General features: G+C 71.7%; 18 protein-coding genes. 3 read left to right on the top strand and 15 right to left on the bottom strand.

The genetic code is table 11. The annotated features are described in order from the left end of the window. Window position 1: 1 nt before the first annotated feature. On the bottom strand, window positions 2-781 hold the full coding sequence (locus tag PE066_RS03035) for an SDR family NAD(P)-dependent oxidoreductase (protein WP_271235088.1): 780 nt from the start codon (window positions 779-781) through the stop codon (window positions 2-4). Between the two features lie 207 nt (window positions 782-988). Between PE066_RS03035 and PE066_RS03030 the strand changes: the two genes are divergently transcribed. Continuing rightward, entirely contained in the window at window positions 989-1,975 is a 987-nt protein-coding gene (locus tag PE066_RS03030; RefSeq protein ID WP_271235087.1) for a GlxA family transcriptional regulator, read from the top strand. On the opposite strand, the gene PE066_RS03025 is transcribed toward PE066_RS03030, so the two are convergent. Further along, window positions 1,942-2,829 carry a dienelactone hydrolase family protein gene (locus PE066_RS03025; RefSeq protein ID WP_271235086.1) on the bottom strand — a complete coding sequence of 296 codons (888 nt, stop codon included), beginning with the start codon at window positions 2,827-2,829 and terminating at the stop codon, window positions 1,942-1,944. The two genes, PE066_RS03030 and PE066_RS03025, sit on opposite strands and share 34 nt — an antisense overlap. Window positions 2,830-3,039: 210 nt before the next feature. On the opposite strand from PE066_RS03025, the gene PE066_RS03020 reads away from it, so the two are divergent. Continuing rightward, on the top strand, window positions 3,040-3,291 hold the full coding sequence (locus PE066_RS03020) for a DUF3297 family protein (RefSeq protein ID WP_271236492.1): 252 nt from the start codon (window positions 3,040-3,042) through the stop codon (window positions 3,289-3,291). A 165-nt stretch (window positions 3,292-3,456) separates the two neighbouring features. Here PE066_RS03020 and PE066_RS03015 read toward each other — a convergent pair whose 3' ends face one another. The 13 genes from PE066_RS03015 to PE066_RS02955 form a co-directional block, all read right to left on the bottom strand. Further along, window positions 3,457-4,002, bottom strand: a complete 546-nt coding sequence (locus tag PE066_RS03015) for a hemerythrin domain-containing protein (protein WP_271235085.1) — start codon at window positions 4,000-4,002, stop codon at window positions 3,457-3,459. Between the two features lie 123 nt (window positions 4,003-4,125). Next, entirely contained in the window at window positions 4,126-4,674 is a 549-nt protein-coding gene (locus PE066_RS03010) for a hemerythrin domain-containing protein (protein ID WP_271235084.1), read from the bottom strand. Further along, window positions 4,671-5,282: a nitroreductase family protein gene (locus PE066_RS03005; RefSeq protein ID WP_271235083.1), complete on the bottom strand. Its 612-nt coding sequence runs from the start codon at window positions 5,280-5,282 to the stop codon at window positions 4,671-4,673. The genes PE066_RS03010 and PE066_RS03005 overlap by 4 nt, the downstream gene beginning before the upstream one ends. Further along, window positions 5,248-6,513 (bottom strand): NnrS family protein, encoded by a 1,266-nt coding sequence (locus PE066_RS03000; protein WP_271235082.1) that lies wholly within the window; start codon window positions 6,511-6,513, stop codon window positions 5,248-5,250. The genes PE066_RS03005 and PE066_RS03000 overlap by 35 nt, the downstream gene beginning before the upstream one ends. Then, window positions 6,510-8,921: an adenosylcobalamin-dependent ribonucleoside-diphosphate reductase gene (locus PE066_RS02995; RefSeq protein ID WP_271235081.1), complete on the bottom strand. Its 2,412-nt coding sequence runs from the start codon at window positions 8,919-8,921 to the stop codon at window positions 6,510-6,512. Before PE066_RS02995 ends, PE066_RS03000 begins: the two co-directional genes overlap by 4 nt. Window positions 8,922-8,977: 56 nt before the next feature. Next, window positions 8,978-10,171, bottom strand: coding sequence for an NAD(P)H-dependent flavin oxidoreductase (locus PE066_RS02990; RefSeq protein ID WP_271235080.1), 1,194 nt, complete (start codon window positions 10,169-10,171; stop codon window positions 8,978-8,980). A 99-nt stretch (window positions 10,172-10,270) separates the two neighbouring features. Beyond that, window positions 10,271-11,413: a hypothetical protein gene (locus PE066_RS02985; protein ID WP_271235079.1), complete on the bottom strand. Its 1,143-nt coding sequence runs from the start codon at window positions 11,411-11,413 to the stop codon at window positions 10,271-10,273. Beyond that, window positions 11,413-11,748: a metal-sulfur cluster assembly factor gene (locus tag PE066_RS02980; protein ID WP_271235078.1), complete on the bottom strand. Its 336-nt coding sequence runs from the start codon at window positions 11,746-11,748 to the stop codon at window positions 11,413-11,415. The genes PE066_RS02985 and PE066_RS02980 overlap by 1 nt, the downstream gene beginning before the upstream one ends. After that, the gene (locus PE066_RS02975) at window positions 11,745-12,209 is read right to left on the bottom strand and encodes an RrF2 family transcriptional regulator (RefSeq protein ID WP_271235077.1); all 465 of its coding nucleotides are present in this window, start codon (window positions 12,207-12,209) and stop codon (window positions 11,745-11,747) included. Before PE066_RS02975 ends, PE066_RS02980 begins: the two co-directional genes overlap by 4 nt. A gap of 57 nt (window positions 12,210-12,266) precedes the next feature. Then, a complete protein-coding gene (locus tag PE066_RS02970; RefSeq protein ID WP_271235076.1) occupies window positions 12,267-14,543 on the bottom strand; it encodes a nitric-oxide reductase large subunit in 2,277 nt (758 codons plus the stop codon). Window positions 14,544-14,579: 36 nt separating this feature from the next. Then, window positions 14,580-14,861: a DUF2249 domain-containing protein gene (locus PE066_RS02965; RefSeq protein WP_271235075.1), complete on the bottom strand. Its 282-nt coding sequence runs from the start codon at window positions 14,859-14,861 to the stop codon at window positions 14,580-14,582. Window positions 14,862-15,083: 222 nt separating this feature from the next. After that, window positions 15,084-16,589: a copper-containing nitrite reductase gene (nirK, locus tag PE066_RS02960; RefSeq protein WP_271235074.1), complete on the bottom strand. Its 1,506-nt coding sequence runs from the start codon at window positions 16,587-16,589 to the stop codon at window positions 15,084-15,086. Between the two features lie 228 nt (window positions 16,590-16,817). Next, on the bottom strand, window positions 16,818-18,236 hold the full coding sequence (locus tag PE066_RS02955) for a NarK family nitrate/nitrite MFS transporter (protein WP_271235073.1): 1,419 nt from the start codon (window positions 18,234-18,236) through the stop codon (window positions 16,818-16,820). A gap of 202 nt (window positions 18,237-18,438) precedes the next feature. On the opposite strand from PE066_RS02955, the gene PE066_RS02950 reads away from it, so the two are divergent. After that, window positions 18,439-19,728, top strand: coding sequence for an MFS transporter (locus PE066_RS02950; protein WP_440480567.1), 1,290 nt, complete (start codon window positions 18,439-18,441; stop codon window positions 19,726-19,728). Window positions 19,729-19,760 lie beyond the last annotated feature (32 nt).

The raw sequence follows: 19,760 nt of genomic DNA, 5'->3' as shown, positions 1-19,760 counted from the left end.
GTCAGCTGCGCCGCGGCGCGTCGCGCCCCAGGTGCACGCCGCTGTCCAGCAGGACCAGCTCGCCGGTCACCGTGCGGGCACCGGTCACCAGCCAGACGATGGACTCGGCCACATCCTCCGGCGTGCAGGCGCGGCCGAGCGGGACCTGGGCTTCGTAGGCCTGGCGCGTCTTCTCGTAGGCCTCCTCGCCGATGCCGCGGGTGAACCAGCGCGAGGTGATCAGGCCGGGGCAGACGGCGTTGACGCGGATCTCCGGCGCCAGCGTGCGCGCCAGGTGCAGCGTCATCGCATTGACCGCGCCCTTGGACGCCACGTACGGCACCGACGAGCCGATCCCCAGCGCACCGGCCACCGAGGACACGTTGACGATGCTGCCCCGGGCGGCCTTTAGGTGCGGCGCGGCGGCGCGCACCATCTGGAAGGTGCCGATGGTGTTGACGCCCAGGATGCGCTGGAACACGTCGGCATCCAGCGCGTCCCACCGGGCGGCCTCGCCGAACACGCTGGTGCCGGCGTTGTTGACCAGCGCATCGAGCCGGCCCCAGCGGCCCACGGCCTCGCCGACCAAGCGGCGGCAATCGGCGTCCTGGGCCACGTCGCCCTGCAGCACCAGCACGTCCGCGCCGCCGGCGCGGCAGGCCTGCGCGGTCTCGTTTGCCTCGGCTTCGCTGCGCGAGTAGTTGATCACCACGTCCCAGCCGCGCTGGGCCAGTTGCAGCGCGGTCGCGGCGCCGACACCGGTGGCGGAGCCGGTGATGAGGGCGGCGGGTCGGTCGTTCATGCTGTCTTTCCTCGTCGTCGTTGCTGTGCTCGCGCGGCTGCGCCGCAGCCTGGGTTCCGCGTGCCGGTCCAGCCACTTCGCCAAGCGGGCGCGCAGGCCCGGCCCGCATCGAAGGCGATTGTGACGCCGGGGCGGGTTGCCGCGCGGCGTGCCGCCCCGCACAATCGCCCCCCTGGCGTCTTTTTCCCCGATCGGGCTTCTTCTGCCATGTTCGACTTCACCGTCATCGTGCTGCCGGGGGCCTATGGCAGCAGCGTCGCCGCCACGCTGGACATGCTGCAGGCCGCCTGCGGGCTGGCGCCGCGCGTCGGCGCGCCGGTGCCGCGCTGGCGCGTGTGCTCGCCCGAAGGCGGCGAGGTGCGCCTTCTGTCGGGCCTGCGGCTGGACACGGCCCGGCTGCCGCTGCGCGCGCGCAGCGATCGCTCCACCTGGATCCTGCCGGGGCTGGGCCTGCACACCGAAGGCCAGCTGCGCCAGGCGTTGCAGGAGCCGGCCCTGCAGCAGTTGGCCGCCGCGCTGGCCGCCCACGTGCGGCGCGGCGGCCGGGTCGCGGCCGGGTGTTCGGCGGTGTTCCTGCTGCACGGCGCCGGGCTGCTGGAAGGCCGCCGCGCCACCACCTCCTGGTGGCTGGCGCCGCTGCTGCAGCGGCTGGCGCCGGCCGGCCGAATCGAGGCCGATCGCATGGTCTGCGCCGACGGGCCGGTCACCACCGGCGGCGCGGCCTTCGCCCAGGCCGACCTGATGCTGCACCTGCTGCGCGAGCGCTGCGGCGCGGTGCTGGCCGACGCGGTGTCGCGCTTCCTGCTGGTCGATGCGCGCCAGGCGCAGGCCAGCTACCGCATCCCCGAGGTGATGGCCAACGGCGACGAGTTCATCGCCCGGCTGGTCGCGCGGGTCGAGGGCGCGCTGCCGAACCCGCCCGACATCGCCACCCTGGCGCGCGAGTTCTGCGTGTCGCAGCGCACGCTCGCGCGGCGGGTCCAGCGCACCACCGGCAAGGGCCCGCTGGCGCTGCTGCAGGGCGTGCGCCTGCGCCGCGCGCGCACGCTGCTGGAGCAAAGCCGCCTGTCGGTGGAGCAGGTCGCCGCCGCGGTGGGCTACAGCGACGCCACCGCCTTGCGCCGCCTGATGCGCAAGGCGACCGGCGCCAACCCCAGCCGCTACCGGGCGCCGGCGGCCTCGGCGAGCGGCTGATCGGCCGGCGCGTCGGCGCCCGCCCCGTCGGAAGACGGCCGCAGCAGCCGCTGCGCGAAGAAGGCCAGGATCTCGTCGCGCGCCGCCAGCGTCGGCTGCCCGGCCTCGTCGATGAGGTGCGCGGTGACCACGCTGTGCGGGCTGTTCACCACGTGGCGGAAGAACGGCGGCGGCTCCGGGTTGGCCGCGCTGTCGGGCAGCACCCGGGCCACGAAGCGCGGCCCCAGCGCCTGGCGATAGGCCTCGAAGCGCTGCGCGGTGCACCAGCGGTCACCCTCGAAGCGCAGCGCCAGCACCGTCAGGTCCTCGCGTTCGAGCCGCTCGCGGATGGCGCCCAGCTCGGCCGGCGCCAGGCCGGTGCCGGCCGGGTCCTCCATCGGCAGCGATGGCTGGCAGACCACCGGCGCCAGCGTCGGCGCCTCCAGCATCATCGACAGCGCGAAGTTGCCGGTGAAGCACATGCCGATCGCGCCCACGCCCGGGCCGCCGCATTCGGCGTGCGCCGCCGCCGCCAGCCGGCGCAGCCAGCGGATCGCCGGCGCCGGGCTGCCGGCCGCCAGGGCGCGGAACTCGGCGCTGACGCAGGCGCGCTTGAACACGGCCACGCCTTCCTCGGCCGTGGGCACGGCGCCGTCGCGGCCGAACAGCGAGGGCATGTAGACGGTGAAGCCGGCATCGCGCACCCAGCGGGCGAAGCGCGCCACCTGCGGGCTGATGCCGGGCATCTCGGTCATGACGACCACCGCCGGGCCGCGGCCGGCGACGTACACGCGCTTGCCCAGGCCATCGAAGGTGAAGTCGCGGGGCTGGAAGTCGGCCAGCGGATCGGCCGCGGAGGGCGGGGAGGCGGACATGGAAGCGTTCCGGTTCGCGCGCACACCGGCGTGCGACGCGGCGGCGGTGGCCGCAGGCCGAATTGGAGCGTCCGGTGGCCCGGCGGTCAGGTGTCCGGGATGACGGTTTTCGGGCGTTTTCCGCCACGCATCGACGGGCTGTCGCTGGCGCTGCGCGGCCCTTCGCGCCGGGCCGGCCGGGTGGCGATCGACCCGCGGCAAAATCCGGGCATGAGTGAAGAAGCCCCGCAACGCCCGGCCCTCCCGGACCGCCTGTCGATCGACCCGCGCAGCCCGCACCACGTCCCCGCCATCTTCGAGCACGAGGTCGGCATCCGCTTCAACGGCAAGGAGCGCGACGACGTCGAGGAGTACTGCATCAGCGAAGGCTGGATCCGCGTGCCCGCCGGCAAGACCCTGGACCGCAAGGGCCAGCCGCTGATGATCAAGCTGAAGGGGAAGGTCGAAGCCTTCTACAAGTGAGTGGCGGCGGACGCGGCGGATTCCGGTCCGGCTGCAGGCCGAACCGTCCGCGCGGAATGGCATGCAGCGCGGACACACTTTGGGCGAGGATCCGGCTTTGCCGGCCCTCGCCCAACTGTTCCAGGAACCACTTTGAAAACGCGCGGCGTTTTCAAAACTGAATGATCAGATATACGCCGCCGGCACGTGCGCATGCCGCATGTGCAGGGCCAGGCCGAGCGCCGCCATGTGGTTGCCGTTGCGCCCCAGGATCTCGGCGGCCAGCGGCAGGAACTCGCGCTCTTCGAGCTGCGCGTGGGCCTGGTAGGACTCCACCAGCAGCTTGACCGCCTCGGCGCGCAACTGGGCGGGCTTGCCGGCGGCGACCTGCTGCACCTGCGGGCGCATTCGCTTCCACGTGTCCTCGATCTCCCGGTGCTCGGCGGTGAGGCGGTCCACCAGCACCTTGACCCGGTCGCGCTCGGGGCCGGGCCGCGAGCTGCGCAGCACGGCGTCGAACAGCTCGTCCTCCTCCTCGGCGTGGTGCTCGGTCACCGCGTGGTCCAGCAGCTGGAGCGTCTCCTGCGCCAGGTTGCGGGCACGCACCGCGGCATCCTGCAGGGCGGGCAGTTCGCTGAAACCGTGCAAACCGCTGAGGATGCCGCCATGGCAGTTGGAGAACTGCTGGACGGGGGTCGGCGCTTCGGTGCGGGCGGTGGCGACGGGGGTCATCTGCTGCTCCTGGCGGCGGCGTGCCGCATGCAGCGAATGTAGGCTTCGTGCGCGCCGCTGCGTTGACACTCGTCAAGACTCGCGCGGGGCGGGCGAAGCACGCCGACGGGCGCAAGCAGGGCTTCAGCGCACGCCGCGGCGGCGCATCATCTCCTGCCCCATGGCGCGGGTGTCGGCCTCGTCCATGCCGGCCGAGGCCGCCGGATAGACCAGCTCTTCCTCGGCCCGGATGTGCTCGTCGTACAGCCCGGCGAAGTCGTCCAGCGCGCGGTCCTGCTCCGGATCGATCGCATCCCGTTCGCCGGCGGCCAGGGGCGCGAGCACCGAGCGGGCCGCAGCCCAGGCGCTTTCCATCCGCAGGTGGTCGTCGCGCAGGCGGCGCACCACGGCCGCCAGGGCGGCATCGCCGGTGCCGTCCAGGCGCGGGAACACGTGCAGTTCCTCGTCCAGGTGGTGCTGGGGCGCGGCCTGGTCGAAATAGCGCATCACGTCGCGCGCGGCGCCGCGGGCCTGGTCGTCGGCGCCGTGCCGGCGCAGGTGGTCGCGCAGGCGGCCCAGCAGCGCCAGCATGCGCTGCACCCGCTCGTGGCAGGCTGCCAGCATCTCGTAGGGCTGCTCGAAGGTGGGCGAGGCCCCGCCGCCCGGCGGCGAGATCGAGACGATGCGGCTCATGATGGCAGGCGGGTCAGGTACCGGTCGGGTTGGGGCCGCGGCTTGCCGGGCTTGCGGCCTACGGCGGTGCCGATGCTGGCGAAGCACACGGCCTGTTCGTGCGGCGCCAGCGCGAACAGTTCCCGCAGCGGGCGCGAGCCCAGCGCCTTGCCGCTGGTCAGCGCCGAGGCATAGCCCAGCGCGGTGGCCATCAGCAGCAGGTTCTGCACCGCGCAGCCCAGCGACAGTAGGCGCTCGGCGTCCGGCACGTCGGTTGCATCGCCGCCGAGCCGCGCCACGGCCAGCAGCAGCACCGGGGCGCGGAACGCCTTTTCGCGCGCCTGCTCGCGCTGCTCGCCGGTGGCCTGCGGATCGCGCTGCACCAGCGCCTGCTCGAACGCCTCGGCCAGCCGGCCGCGCGCCGCTTCGGGCACCAGCACGAAGCGCCAGGGCAGCAGCTGGTCGTGGTCGGGCGCGGCGCCGGCGGCCTGCACGATGCGCGCCAGTTCGGCCGCCGACGGCCCGGGCGGCGCCAGGCGCTTGGGCAGCACCGTGCGGCGCGATTCGATCCAGGCCTGCGCCCAGGCTGCGGCCTCATCCGGGCCGGCCGTCGGGGCGGGTGCGTCCATACCAGTCTCCGAGTCGAAAAGCCCAGGCCAGCACCACGCCGGCCCACACCAGGGCGGCAACTGCCAGCAGGACCGGCGCCGTGGGCAGCGGCAAGGATGCCGCAATCCGCAGCACGGTGGCCGCCTGCAGCGCCCAGAACAGCAGCCAGGTGACGTCGTCGGCGGCCTGCGGGCGGCCGCTGTGGCCGGCCGCTACCCGCGTGACCATGGCCAGCAGCAGCGATCCCAGGCAGCCCATGGCCAGTGCGTGCAGCGGTGCCAGCGGCAGCACCGGCTGGCCGCTCCAGCCCTGCGCCAGGTGCGCGCCGCCGGCCAGCAGCAGCGCCAGGCCCAGCCAGGCAAAGCCCAGGTGCAGCATGCGCATCAGCCGCACCTTCAGGCTCTGGATGCGGCTCCAGGCGACCGCGACGGCGACCAGCGCGGCGCCGGCGGCGACTTCCAGCCCGCCGCGCAGCAGCAGCCAGGCCGGGTGCGACGCGCCGAAAGCATCGACCCACACGGCAATCGCTTCGAACCCCGCGGCACCCACCATCAGCCACAGCATCCAGAACGGCCCCCAGGCGCGCACCAGCGGCACCGCGTCGCTGGTGAAGAAGGGCAGCATGCGGTGCGCCACCGTCACGAACACCACCACGACGAAGGCCCACAGGCCGCACTGCACCAGCGCGCGCTGCAGCCCTGGCGCGCCCAGCAGCAGCGCCAGGGCCAATCCGAGCTGGCAGGCGATGCCCACCCCCAGTGCCCAGCCGACCAGCTTCGGGTGCAGCCGGTCGGCTTCGCTGCTGGCGCGCACCAGGGCCCAGAACTTCGCCGCGTTCCAGCCCAGCCCGGCCGTGCCGGCCAGCAACCCGGTGACGGCGGCGGCCAGGTGCCCGTGCCCGCCCAGCAGCCACAGCAGCCAGCCGCCGGCCTGCAGCAGCGCCGGCGCAACCAGTGCGCGCGCCGGCAGCGGCCGCACGTACAGCCAGCGCGGCGCGGCGGTGAACAGGAAGCCGACGAAGAACAGCGGCAGGAAGCCGAACACCATCAGCGCCGAATGCAGCGTGACGGCGGGCAGCGCGGGCGCCGGCCCCGTCATGCCGGCGGCCCGTGCCAGCAGCACCCAGCCCCACCACAGCGAGGCCGCGACCAGCAGCGCGCCGCCGAGGAAGAAGCCCAGGCGGTGCGGCGCCAGCAGCAGGTGCCCGGGCCGCCAGGCAGAAGGAAGCGGGTCGGCCGGGGGGCCGGTCAACCGCAGGCCCCGAGGTGCCCGCAGGAGGTGCAGTACTCGCAGCCGTCCTTGCGGATCATGGCGCGCGCACCGCACTCGGGGCACTTGGCACCCGGCATGACGGCGCTGGGCGCCGGCGCGGTGGCCAGCGGCGGCGCCGCGGCCGCATCGGCGGACTGGCCCTGGCGGCGCGCGATGATGTTCTGCACCGCGTAGGCGATCGCCGCCACTTCCGAGTCGTGCCACAGCGGCACCTGGGCGCCGTCGGCGCGCTGGAAGGTGCCCAGCCGCACCGGCCCGCGGTCCCAGGCGACCTTGCGCATGTCGGCCAGAGCGCGGTCGAGGAAGCCGCCGCGCGCGGCCAGCGACAGCAGCCGCATGCTGGAGGTGATCCACTGCTGCGACTCGCCGCTCTGGCCGACCGGCATGAAGAACTCGATGGCGCGCTCCTGCCCGCCTTCCACCGGCAGGAACGACACCACGATGTACAGCGTCTGCTCGCCTTCCTGCGTCCAGTAGCTGATCTTCTCGGCCACCGCCGGCAGGGCGCCGCGCGGGCGGCTGCCGATGACGGCGCGCATCGGGTCGGATTTCGCCGGTGACGGCTCGGCCGCCGCGGCCGGGCCGGCTTCCAGCACCGCGCCCAGGATGGTGTTGGGCCGGTAGGTGGCCAGCCCCTTCAGGCCCGACTGCCAGGCCTGCCGGTACAGGTCCTTGAAGTCGTCGTAGGGGTAGTCCACCGCGACGTTGACGGTCTTGGAGATCGCCGTGTCGATGAAGGGCTGCACCGCGGCCATCATGGCCAGGTGCGAGCCGGCGTCCATCTCCAGCGCCGAGACGAAGTACTCGGGCAGCCTGGTCGTGTCGCCGCCGAGCGAGCCGTACAGGCGCCAGGCGTGGTCCATCACCTCGTACTCGGTGCGCGAGCCGTCGCCTTCGCGCTTCTTGCGCCGGTAGGTCCAGGAGAAGGCCGGCTCGATGCCGTTGGAGGCGTTGTCGGCGAAGGCCAGGCTGACGGTGCCGGTCGGCGCGATCGACAGCAGGTGGCTGTTGCGGATGCCGTGGGTGCGGATGCGGTCCTTCAGCGCCTGCGGCAGGCGGCTGGCGAAGGTGCCCTGGTCCAGGTACGGCCCGGCCTCGAACTTCGGGAACGCGCCCTTCTCGATCGCCAGGTCGACCGACGCGGCGTAGGCGGCGTCGCGCATGCGCTCGGCGATCTGCGCCGCCAGCTGGCGGCCTTCCTCGCGGTCGTAGCGCAACTGCATCATCACCAGCGTGTCGCCCAGCCCGGTGAAGCCGACGCCGATGCGGCGCTTGGCGCGCGCTTCGTCCTGCTGCTGCGGCAGCGGCCAGTGGGTCAGGTCCAGCACGTTGTCGAGCGCGCGCACCTGGGTGGCGACGGCGCGCTCGAAGCCCTCGAAGTCGAACGCGGGCGTGCCGCCGTAGCCGAAGGCATGGCGCACGAAGCGCGTCAGCACGACCGGGCCGAGGTCGCAGCAGCCGTAGGCGGGCAGCGGCTGTTCACCGCAAGGATTGGTCGCCGTGATCTTCTCGCACCAGCGCAGGTTGTTCTCGCGGTCGATGGTGTCGAGGAACAGGATGCCCGGCTCGGCGAAGTCGTAGGCCGAGCGCATCACCGTGTCCCACAGCTGCGAGGCGGCGATGCTGCGGTAGACCCACAGGCCGTCCTCGCGCTGGTGGGCGCCGGCTTCGATCAGCGCGGCGCCGGGGCGGGCGCGGTGCACCAGGTCCCAGCTGCCGCCTTCGGCCAGGGTGCGCATGAAGGCGTCGTTGACGCCGACCGAGACGTTGAAGTTCGACCAGCGGCCGGGCGTGCGCTTGGCGGTGATGAACTCCAGCACGTCGGGGTGGTCGATGCGCAGCACGCCCATCTGGGCGCCGCGGCGCGCCCCCGCGCTCTCCACCGTGGCGCAGGAGTGGTCGAACACGTCCATGTAGCTGCACGGGCCGGAGGCGAGCGAGGCAGTGGCCCTGACTTCCGCCCCGCGCGGGCGGATCGCCGAGAAGTCGTAGCCGACGCCGCCGCCGCGCCGCATGGTCTCGGCGGCTTCGCGCAGCGCCTCGTAGATGCCGGGCAGGCCGTCGTCGTCGCGGCCCTGGATGCAGTCGCCCACCGGCTGCACGAAGCAGTTGATCAGCGTGGCCTCCAGCCCGGTGCCGGCGGCGCTCATGATGCGGCCGGCGCCGATGGCGCCGGCCTGCAGGTTGGCCAGGAACTTCGCCTCCCACTCGGGGCGCAAGGGCTCGGCCTCGACGCTGGCCAGCGCGCGCGCCACCCGCCGGTACAGGTCGTCGATCGTGCGCTCGTCGTCCTTGAGGTACTTCTCGGCCAGCACGTCCTCGCTGATCGGCTGCGGCGGCAGCACGCGCGTGGTGTCCAGCAGGGCGGGAGCGTCGTCTCTCTTCATGTCGTCGCTTCTTTTCTCAGGATCGCCGGGTGGCGAGAAACGGGGTCACGGCTGCGTCAGCAGGGTTGCGGCCGCACGCCGGCGACCAGCCAGCGGAACAGTTCCTGCACGGAGCGGATCTCGCTGCCGAAGGGCAGCGCGCCCGAGCCGCGGAAGAACAGGCCCTTGCGCACGTCGCCGGCCAGCGCATGGCCCAGCACCTTGTCGATGCAGAACTGGCCCCATTCTGGCTTGCCGTCGCGCAGTCCGCAGGCGGTCAGGCAATCGAACCACATCGTGCAGTGGCTCTTGAGGTGGGCCGCCGCCTGCAGCTTCTCGCGCATGCGCAGGTACTTGTCCAGCCAGGGGGTGCGCACGGCGCGCGCCGGCAACCCGGCCACGCTGGTGAATTCGACGATGTCCTGGGGCTGGGCTTCGGCCAGCACGCGCTTGAACTCGGGCGCGGCGTCGCTCTCGCGGGTGACCGCAAAGGGCGTGCCGAGCTGGGCCGCCGAGGCGCCGAGCGACTGCACGCGGCGGATGTCGTCCAGGCTGCGCACCCCGCCGGCGGCGATGACGGGCACGTCCTCCAGCCCGGCTTCGCGCAGCACCTGCACCACCTGGGGCAGCACCACGTCGAAGTCGAAGCGGGGATCGGACACGTCTTCCACCCGGGCGGCGCCCAGGTGGCCGCCGGCATGGCCGGGGTGCTCGATCACGACGGCTGCCGGGCGGCGTCCCTTCTTGTCCCACTTGCGCAGCACCAACTGCACGCCGCGGGCGTCGGACAGGATGGGGATCAGCGCCACGTCCGGATGATCCTTGGCCAGGTCGGGCAGGTCCAGCGGCAGGCCGGCGCCGACCACGATGGCGTCGATGCCGCTCCTGAGCGCCTGCGTGACGTAGCCGGCGTACTCGCCGACCGCGCGCATGACGTTGACGGCGAGCAGGCCGCGGCCCTGCGCCAGCCCGCGGGCGCGGCGGATCTCGCGGTCCAGCGCCTCCAGGTTGGCGGCGTCGATCTGCGGCTTGCAGGACTTGCCCGACAGGTGCCGGGTGGCTTCGAACAGGTCGGGGTGGATGCGGCGCAGGTCGACCGAGGCGATGGTGCCGACGCCGCCCAGGCCGGCCACCGTGCCGGCCAGGCCGCCGGCGGAGATGCCCACGCCCATGCCGCCCTGCACGATGGGCAGCAGGCGGCGGCCGGCCAGCCGCAGCGGGGCCAGCCCGTGCTGCTCGGCCTGCGCCAGCAGGCGCTCGGCTTCGGTCAAGGGGTCGTTCGGGGGGTCTCGTCGAGGGGGGAATTCGGAGGATGCATGTGGGCCGAAATCCTAGGCGTGCGCGGCTGCAGCAGGCTGACGCAGATCAACTCAGCCGGCGCGGGGGCGGTCATGGCGCCGCCGCCAGGCGACCACGGCGCCGGCGGCCGTCGCCGCGAACAGCGCGATGGCCGCGGCGTTCAGCCCGGCGCCGCGCGGCAGCCAGCCGGCGTCCAGGCCGCGCAGGCCCAGCCGCAGCAGCAGCGAGCCGTGCAGCAGCGCCAGCGGCAGGTAGAACGGCCAGCCGAACAGCAGCTTGACCCGCGCCACCGCCGGCAGGATCACCGGCGCGTGGCCCATCATCATGCTGAACACGAAGCCCAGGCCCAGCGCATGCAGGGCGGTGTCGCGCCAATTCGCGCCGAGCGCGGTGGCGGCCCAGGCCAGCCCGCCGATCGCCAGCCAGGCGTAGCCGCCCAGCAGGCAGACGGCCATGTAGCGCGACAGCCCGTGCGTGAACAGGGTGCGCCGGGCGATGTCGAAGGCCAGCAGCCAGAGCGCCAGGCCGAGCAGCGCGGCGCCGTACAGCACGCCGCCGGCCACGGGCTCGGCGGCCGACAGGGTCGAGCCGGCCACCAGCAGCGCCAGCAGGGCCACCAGCGCCGGCAGGGCGCCGCGCCGGCGGCGCATCAGCCGCGTCATCTCCAGCCGCTCGGCGGCGATCGTCATCACCAGGAAGGCGAACCACCAGGGCACCACCGCGGCCGGGGCGAAGCCCAGGGCGAACAGCAGGTTGCCGGCCAGCCAGGCCAGCGCGCTGGCCAGCAGCAGCTCGGTGTGGGGCTCGTTCTGGCGCCGCACCACCACCATGTTGACGCCGACGAACACGGCGCCGGCCGCGACCAGCAGGCCGCCGGCCGCGCCCGGATGCCCGAGCAGCAGCAGCGGCCCGGCCAGCGCCGAGGCCGCGGGTGCCAGCCAGGCGATCGCCAGCTTGACGGCGACGGCGCGCTCGACCGCGATCACCGTGCCCATGAAGGCGCAGATCATCAGCGCGGCGTGCTGCACCGCCGCTTGTCCGAGCCAGTCGGGCGCGCCGGCGCCGGCCAGCGGCACGCCGGCGCGCAGCAGGCCGCCGGCCACGGCGGACAGCAGCGCCGCGGCGATGCACAGCAGCAGGACCACGCCGCCGGCGCGGACGGCGGGCGAAGCCGGCTCGCCGCGGCCGGGGCGCTCGCGGGCGGGCGGGCGCATCACCAGCCCATGAAGTTGCGGGCCGATTCGCTCATGCGATCGGGTGTCCAGGGCGGATCCCAGACGAGTTCGGTGCGGACGGTGTACTCGAGCGGCAGGACGCGGTCGAGCTCGCGCTCGATGTCGTCCATGATGACGTCGGCCACCGGGCAGGCGGCCGAGGTCATGGTGATCTCCAGCTGGATCTCCTGGCCGGCCAGCTGCACGCCATACACCAGCCCGACGTCGACGATGTTCATCGCCACCTCGGGATCGACCACGCGCTGCAGCGCCTCCAGCACCGGCAGCTGCAGCTCCTCGGGCAGCTCGAACGGGAACGGCAGGTCTTCGATCATGCGCGGCTCCTTGCCGGCTCCTGGCCGGCCACGGGTTGGAACAGGATGGCGGCCAGCTCGTCGCGGTTGCGCACCAGGTCCTCGAGCGTATAGCGGGCCAGCACGGCATAGAAGGCCGCCACGGCATCGCCCATGACATTGCGCAGCTTGCACACGGGGCCGATCACGCAACTGCCCTGGCCGCCGAAGCATTCGGCCACGCGGGTGTCGCCCTCGGCGTCGCGCACCACGTCGGCGATGCCGATGCGGTCGGCCGGGCGGGCCAGCTCCAGGCCGCCGCCCTTGCCGCGCACGTTCTTCAGCCAGCCGGCCTTGCCCAGGAAGTGCACCACCTTGACCAGGTGGTTCTCCGAGACCTGGAAGGCCTGGGCGACCTGGGCGATGGTGGCGCGCTGGCCGGGCCGGCTGGCCAGGTAGATCAGCACGCGCAGGCTGTAGTCGGTGAAGGCGGTGAGTTTCATGGCTGGGGTCCTGCAGAAGGAAAAAGGGCCGGCTCGCGCCGGCCCCGGTTCGGTCGGTCAGCGGCGTGCCGTGGCAGCCCCCACCGGTACCTTGGCTTCGCGCCGGCCGCCGCGGCCGAGCAGGCGCAGCACGTAGACCGCCAGGATCGCGGCGCCCCCGGCGAAGACGATGTCGCCCGGCACCCGCATCCACACCAGCGTGTGCATGACGGCGGACTGCACGATCTCGGGCGAGCGGGCGTACCACAGGCCCTCGGTGATGCTGGCCCAGGCCTGGTAGATGCCGGCCGGCAGCAGCGACAAGAACACCATGCCGGCCAGGCCGATGTTCAGCGCCCAGAAGGCGGGCTTGAGCAGGTTGTCGGCGTGCAGGTGGCGCGCATACAGGCCGCGCAGGCAGAACAGCATCAGGCCGATGCCCAGCATGCCGTAGACACCGAACAGGGCGGCGTGGCCGTGGGCCGGCGTCATGTTCAGGCCCTGCACGTAGTACAGCGCGGCGGGCGGGTTGATGGCGAAGCCCAGCAGGCCGGCGCCCACCGTGTTCCAGAAGCCCACGGCGACGAAGAACAGCACGGGCCACTTGTAGGCCTGCAGCCAGGCCACGCCCTGCGTGCGGCGCCAGGTGGCGAGCGCCTCCAGGCCGATCAGCGTCAGCGGCACCACTTCCAGCGCCGAGAACACGGCGCCGATGGCGATCACCGAGGTCGGCGTGCCGGTGAAGTACAGGTGGTGCAGCGTGCCCAGGATGCCGCCGAACAGGAACACGATGGTCTCGGCGACGATGGCGCGGTTGGCGCTGGAGGCGCGCACCAGGCCCACCTTGGTGAAGATCAGCGCGATGGCAGCGGTGGCGAACACCTCGAAGAAGCCTTCCACCCACAGGTGGACCAGCCACCAGCGCCAGTACTCGACCATCGAGTAGTGGGTGTGCTGGCCCCAGGTGAGCGAGGTGGCGTAGAAGCCCGCGATGCAGGTGGCCGACAGGAACACCATGGCGATCAGGCCGCGGCTCTCCGACGGCGTCTTCAGCGCCGGCCACAGGGCGCGGCCCAGCAGCACGGCCCACAGGATCAGGCCCACGAACAGCAGGTACTGCCAGATGCGGCCCATGCTGGTGAACTCCAGGCCCTGGTTGCCCAGCCAGAAGGAGAAGTCGGTGCCGCTGCGCTGCAGGGTGCCGAGCCAGCCGGTCGCGGTCGAGCCGACCACGATGGCGACCAGCGCGTAGAACAGGAAGTCGACCCCGAGCTTCTGGAACTTCGGTTCCTTGCCGCCCAGCATGGGCGCGAGGTACAGGCCGGTGGCCAGCCAGGCGGTGGCGATCCAGAAGATGCCGACCTGGGTGTGGATGGTGCGGCTGGTCACGTAGGGCAGCACTTCGCCCAGCGGGATGCCGAACAGGGCGTTGCCTTCCACGGTGTAGTGGGCGGTCAGGATGCCCATCGCGATCTGCAGCAGGATCAGGCCCACCACCACGAAGAAGTACTTGCGGGTGGCCTTCATGGACGGCGTGGCGACCACGCCCGCCAGCGGATCGGCCTTGGGCGGCTGCGGCTCGTCCTCGTGCTTGCCGGCGCCGAACAGCCACAGCATGGCGGCGATGGCGGCCAGCAGCAGGATGATGCTGGCCATCGACCAGACGGCGGCCGAGGCGGTCAGGGTGTTGCCGACCAGCGGCTCGTGCGGCCAGTTGCTGGTGTACGACAGGCCGGTCTCGCCGGGGCGGTCGGTGGTGGCCGACCAGGAGGTCCAGAAGAAGAACGCGGCCAGCGCCTCGCGGTCGGCGCGGTCCGGCACGTTGTCCTCCACCATCGAGTACTGCGAACGCAGCTTGTCCAGGCTCTGGTCGTTGCCGAACAGGGCCAGGTAGTGCGCGGCAGTCTCGCGGATCGCCTGCGCGCGCTGCGGCGACACCGTGACGTTGCCGGTGGCGGCGTCATAGGTGTTGGCGCGCATCTCCTCCTTGAGGGAGGCATCGACGGCGCCGCGCTCGCCGGCGCTCAGGGCGGCCGGATCGCTCTTGATCGCCTTGGCGCGCAGCTCGCGCAGCGCCACCGCCTCGCGGTGCAGCCAGTCGGCCGACCAGTCGGGCGCCAGGTAGGCGCCGTGGCCCCAGACGGAGCCCTGCTGCTGGCCGCCGGCCGCGAGCCAGACCTGCTGGCCCTGGCGGATCTGCTCGCCGGTGAACAGCACCTCGCCCTTGGTGGTGACCACCTGGTTGGGGATGGGCGGGGCCGACTGGTAGATCTGCCAGCCCAGGTAGCCGAGGGCGCCGAAGGACAGGACGAATATGAATCCCAGCCAGCGCCACAACAGGTTGTTGCTTTTCATGATGTCTTCATCCGAAGTTGAAGTGGGGAATGGGGATCAGCCTCCGCACGAGCCGCAGCACGAGCCGTTGGTGCCGTGCGGGGCCTTCAGGCGGGTGATGGCCACGCGCCAGGTCTCGGGGCCCTGCTCGAGGTAGGTCCACTCGAACTGGCCGGGCATCTGGTCGTTGAACTGGTAGTACAGCGGCCGGGGATCGTGGTCGTTGACCAGCTCCAGCGACTGGCCCGTGGCGAGCGCGCCGAAGGTGGAGAAGATCAGCGGATGGCGCTCGCGCGGGGCGATGCTGCGAACGTCGATGCGGGATGCTGCCGTCGTCATGGGAGTCCTTTTTTGAAGGTGCATTGGGAATGCACCTAATGCTAGGGATGGGCCTGATTTCCTCCTTGACGCACGTCAAGCGCCGGTCGCGCCGCTCTCGCCGCTCGTCGTCTACCGCTCCTGCCTGGGCGTCCTGCGCGCAGGCGGAGGATCCAGCCCAACGCGCCCGAGAACGAAAAAAGGGGCGCCGAAGCGCCCCTTCCTCACTCGCAGCGAACCCGTTCAGTGGTCCGCGTGCTTGCCGCCGTCCAGCGGCTGGTAGATCTTCGAGTCGGCCGGGCCGGTGACTTCCAGCACGCCGCTCAGGCCCTTGCCGGCGCGCGAGAGGGCGTGGTCGACCAGGATGTACTTGCCGGGGTAGTTGACCTTGAAGTCCACGATGGTCGCGCCGCCGGGGGCCACCAGGGTGGTCTGCACGTCGTTCTTGACCGTGGTGATCGAGCCCTCGCTGTAGACCTTGTCGAAGATCTCGCCGATCACGTGGAACGAGGAGACCTTGTTCGGGCCGCCGACGCCGAAGTAGACCCGCACCGTCTCGCCGACCTTGGCGCTCATCTTGTGCTCCTTGCCGAGCGCTCCCACCGCACCGTTGAAGGTGTAGTAGGTGGGCAGCTCGTCGTCGGCGCGCTGGTGGCTGTACTCGTGGTGGCCCTTGGTGCCGTAGGCGTGCGAGGTGTACAGGTCGCCCTGCATCACGTAGAACTCCTTGTCCACCTTGGGCAGGCCCTGCGGCGGCTCGACCAGGATCATCCCGTACATGCCGGCCGAGATGTGGTGCGGCACCGAAGGCGTTGCGCAGTGGTAGACGTACAGGCCGGGGTTGAGCACCTGGAAGCGGATCGTCTTGGATTCGCCGGGCGCCACCTGGGTGTGCTCGCCGCCGCCGTGGCCGCCGGTCACCGAGTGCAGGTCGATCGAGTGCACCGCCTTGCTGTTCGGGTTGTTGGCCAGGGTCAGCTCCACCGTGTCGCCCTGCTTGACCCGCAGCATCGGGCCGGGCACCTTCTTGCCGAAGGTCCAGTAGGTGAAGGTGGTGCCGTCGTCCAGCTTGCCTTCCAGTTCCACCGTCTCGATGTGGTACTTCACCAGTTGCGGGGCGCGCGCGCCGGGCGACCTGGGCACCGCGTTCGGGTCCATCGAGATGCTCACGGCGTGGGCGGCAGCCGGGGCGATCGCCCTGGCGTCGGCAGCGGCGGCGCCGAGGGCGACCGTCTTCACCGCGGCCGGAGCGGCGGCCGCGGCAGCGCCGGCCGGGCCTTCGACCTCCAGCACGCCTTCCATGCCGATCTGCCTGTGGCCGGGGATGGAGCAGAGGTAGGTGAACTTGCCGGCCTTCGTCAGCGGCACGCTCACCTTGACCACGGCCTTGCCGCTGAACTTGGCCGAGTTGACGTTCAGCTCGGGGAACACGATGTCGTGTTCGGCGCCTTCGCCGCTGGCGATGGTGATCTCCAGCGTGTCGCCGACCTTGCCCTTGAGCACCGGGTTTGCGTTGCCCTTCTCGTCCAGGTAGACCATCTTGCCGCCGGCCATGCCGGTCTTGAGCGTGATCTTGTGGACCTGGCCGGCGGCGGCGGAGGCCTTGGCCTTGGCGGCTACGGTCGCCGGGGCGGCGGCGCCGGCGTTCTTGCCGGTCACCACGGTCGCACCGACCGAGCCGATCAGGGGTGCCGCCGCGAACAGCAGGGCGACGGCAACGGCGGTGGGGGCGAACTTCGGGGCTTTCATCTTCGAACCTTGCTTCCTCTGATTCGCGGGGGTGGCCCCCGCGGGCCGACAACCTTGTGAGCCGTCGAGAAGAATTTAGGGTTTACCCGAGGTGAGCCGTTTGATCCGGGTCAAAAGGTGCCGATTCCGCACACCTTTTGGGGCGCTTCCCCGAAAAACGCCTGGCGGGCCGGGCGGACAGCGCCGCGCCCGCCGAGCCACCGGTCCGCCACCTACCGCGCCGGCGCCTCAGCAGGGCATCTCCGCCCCCTTGCGGCTGTAGTACCACCAGGTGAGGGCGATGCACAGCAGGTAGAAGACGATGAAGACGTACAGCGCCGCCTCCGGGCCGCCGGTGCTGGCGATCGAGGTGCCGTAGCTCTTGGGGATGAAGAAGCCGCCGTAGGCGCCGATGGCGGCGGTGAAGCCCAGCGTGGCGGCGCCCTCGGTGTTGCCCTCGCGGGTGGCCCGCGCCACCGCTTCGGTGTCCTTCGGGTCGACGCCGCGCAGGGCCTGGGTCAGGAAGATCACCGGGATCATGCGGAAGGTCGAGCCGTTGCCGATGCCGGTGGTGACGAACAGCACCAGGAAGGCCAGGAAGAAGCCGGCGAAGCTGCCGCCGCTGGGCCCCGAGGGCAGGAACCACAGCACGCCCACCACGCCCAGCGCCATGGCGACGAAGTTCCAGAACGTCACCACCGCGCCGCCCCAGCGGTCCGCCAGCCAGCCGCCGAACGGCCGCACCACCGCGCCCAGCAGCGGCCCGAGCCAGGCGAAGGCCAGCGGGTTGACGTCGGGGAACTGGGCCCGGATCAGCAGCGGGAAGCCGGCCGCATAACCGATGAAGGAGCCGAAGGTCCCCAGGTACAGCACGCACATCAGCCAGTTGTGCTTGCGCCGGAAGATCGCCGCCTGGGCCGACACCGAGGCCCGGGCTTCGGCGATGTCGTTCATGCCGAACCAGGCGGCGATCGACGCCAGTGCGATCCAGGGCACCCAGATGAAGGCGGCGTTCTGGGCCCACACGTTGACTTCCTGGCCGCCGCGGACGATGGTCTGCGGACCGCCGGCGAACACGCCCAGGACCCCGGCCGTGACCACCAGCGGGCTGAGGAACTGCACCACCGACACCCCCAGGTTGCCCAGGCCGGCGTTCACGCCCAGGGCCGAACCCTTGCGCTCCTTCGGGAAGAAGAAGCTGATGTTGGCCATGCTGGAGGAGAAGTTGCCGCCGCCGAAGCCGCACAGCAGCGCCAGCATCAGCATGGTCGGGTAGCTGGTGGTGTTGTCCTGCACGGCGATGCCGATGCCGATGGCCGGGATCAGCAGCGAGGCGGTGGAGATCGCCGTCCAGCGCCGACCGCCCACCAGCGGCACCATGAAGGCATAGAAGATGCGCAGCGTCGCGCCCGACAGGGCCGGCGCCGCCGCCAGCCAGAACAGCTGGTCGGTCGTGTAGCGAAAGCCCAGCGCCGGCAGGTTGACGGCCACCACGCTCCACACCTGCCAGATCGCGAACGCCAGGAACAGGGCCGGCACGCTGATCCACAGGTTGAGGCGCGCGATGGCCTGGCCCTCCTGCTCCCAGAAGGCCTTGTCCTCGGGGGTCCAGATGTGGAGGGTGCGGCGGGCGCTCTGCGCGCTGCTCGAAGGCGGGGTGGTCTGCATGGGCGGCTTGGCCGCAATCTAGCGGCGCGCGGCGACGGGGTGTTCGGGCTGTCAGCGCATGTAAGCCCACGGCTCATGGATTGGACGGCCCGCATCCGCGCCGATGCCCCTGCGCGTCGCGGCCGGGATCCGGGCCGAGCGCCGGGCCCGCTGTTACACCGGTACCCCGGCGGGCGCAGCGGTTGCTAATCTGCCCGGCAGCATGGCGACGACTCAATCCCCATTGAGCGCGGCACCGGCGGCCGATGCTCCCATCGGGCGCCAGGCCTGGTCGGTGCTGGCGGTGAGCACGCTGGCCTTCACCGTCTGCTTCATGGTCTGGATGATGTTCGGCGTCATCGGCATCCCGCTGCGCCAGCAACTGAACCTGAACGCGACGGAGTTCGGCCTGCTGACGGCCACGCCGGTGCTGACCGGCTCGCTGGTGCGCGTGCCGCTGGGGATCTGGACCGACCGCTACGGCGGCCGCGTCGTCATGGCGCTGCTGATGGCGGCGACGATTCCCGCCATCTGGCTGATGTCATGTGCCACCGACTACTGGCATTTCCTGGTGATCGGCCTGTTCGTCGGCCTGGCCGGCGGCTCGTTCTCGGTCGGCACGCCCTACGTGGCGCGCTGGTTTCCGAAGAGCCGCCAGGGGCTGGCCATGGGCGTCTACGGCGCCGGCAACTCGGGCGCGGCGGTCAACAAGTTCGTCGCGCCGGTGCTGGTGGTCGCCTTCGGCTGGGCCATGGTGCCGCAGGTGTACGCGGCGGTGATGCTGGGCGCGCTGCTGCTGTTCTGGTTCTTCAGCTACAGCGACCCGGCGCACCAGGTGCCGTCGCACGTCAGCTTCGGCCAGCAGCTCAAGGCGCTGAAGGACCCGGCCGTGCTGCGCTACTGCCAGTACTACAGCATCGTGTTCGGCGGCTACGTCGCGCTGTCGCTCTGGATGGTGCAGTACTACGTCGGCGAGTACGGGCTGGACATCCGCATCGCTGCCCTGCTGGCGGCCTGCTTCTCGCTCCCGGGCGGCGTGCTGCGCGCCATCGGCGGTGCGCTGTCGGACAAGTACGGCGCGCAGAGCGTGACCTGGTGGGTGATGTGGGTGAGCTGGATCTGCCTGTTCCTGCTGTCCTACCCGCAGACGCAGTTCACCATCCTCACGGTCGAGGGGCCGAAGACCTTCCACATCGGCCTGAACGTCTATGCCTTCACCGCGCTGATGTTCGTGCTGGGCATCGCCTGGGCCTTCGGCAAGGCCAGCGTCTTCAAGTACATCAGCAACGACTTCCCGCACAACATCGGCGCCATCAGCGGCATCGTCGGCCTGGCCGGCGGCCTGGGCGGCTTCGTCCTGCCGATCCTGTTCGGCGCGCTGCTGGACGTCACCGGCATCCGCTCCTCGGCCTTCATGCTGCTGTACGGCGTGGTCTGGGTGTCGCTGATCTGGATGTACTTCACCGAGGTGCGCCGCACCGAAGTGCTCCACCCGGCCCGCGTGCCGGCCTGAGCCCGCCCGCGCGGGCTGTCCCCACGAAAGGA

The organism is Ramlibacter tataouinensis (genome assembly GCF_027941915.1).
Taxonomy (GTDB): domain Bacteria; phylum Pseudomonadota; class Gammaproteobacteria; order Burkholderiales; family Burkholderiaceae_C; genus Ramlibacter; species Ramlibacter tataouinensis_C.
Note: the sequence above shows the minus strand (reverse complement) of the source record. Positions and strands in the feature narration are given on the sequence as shown.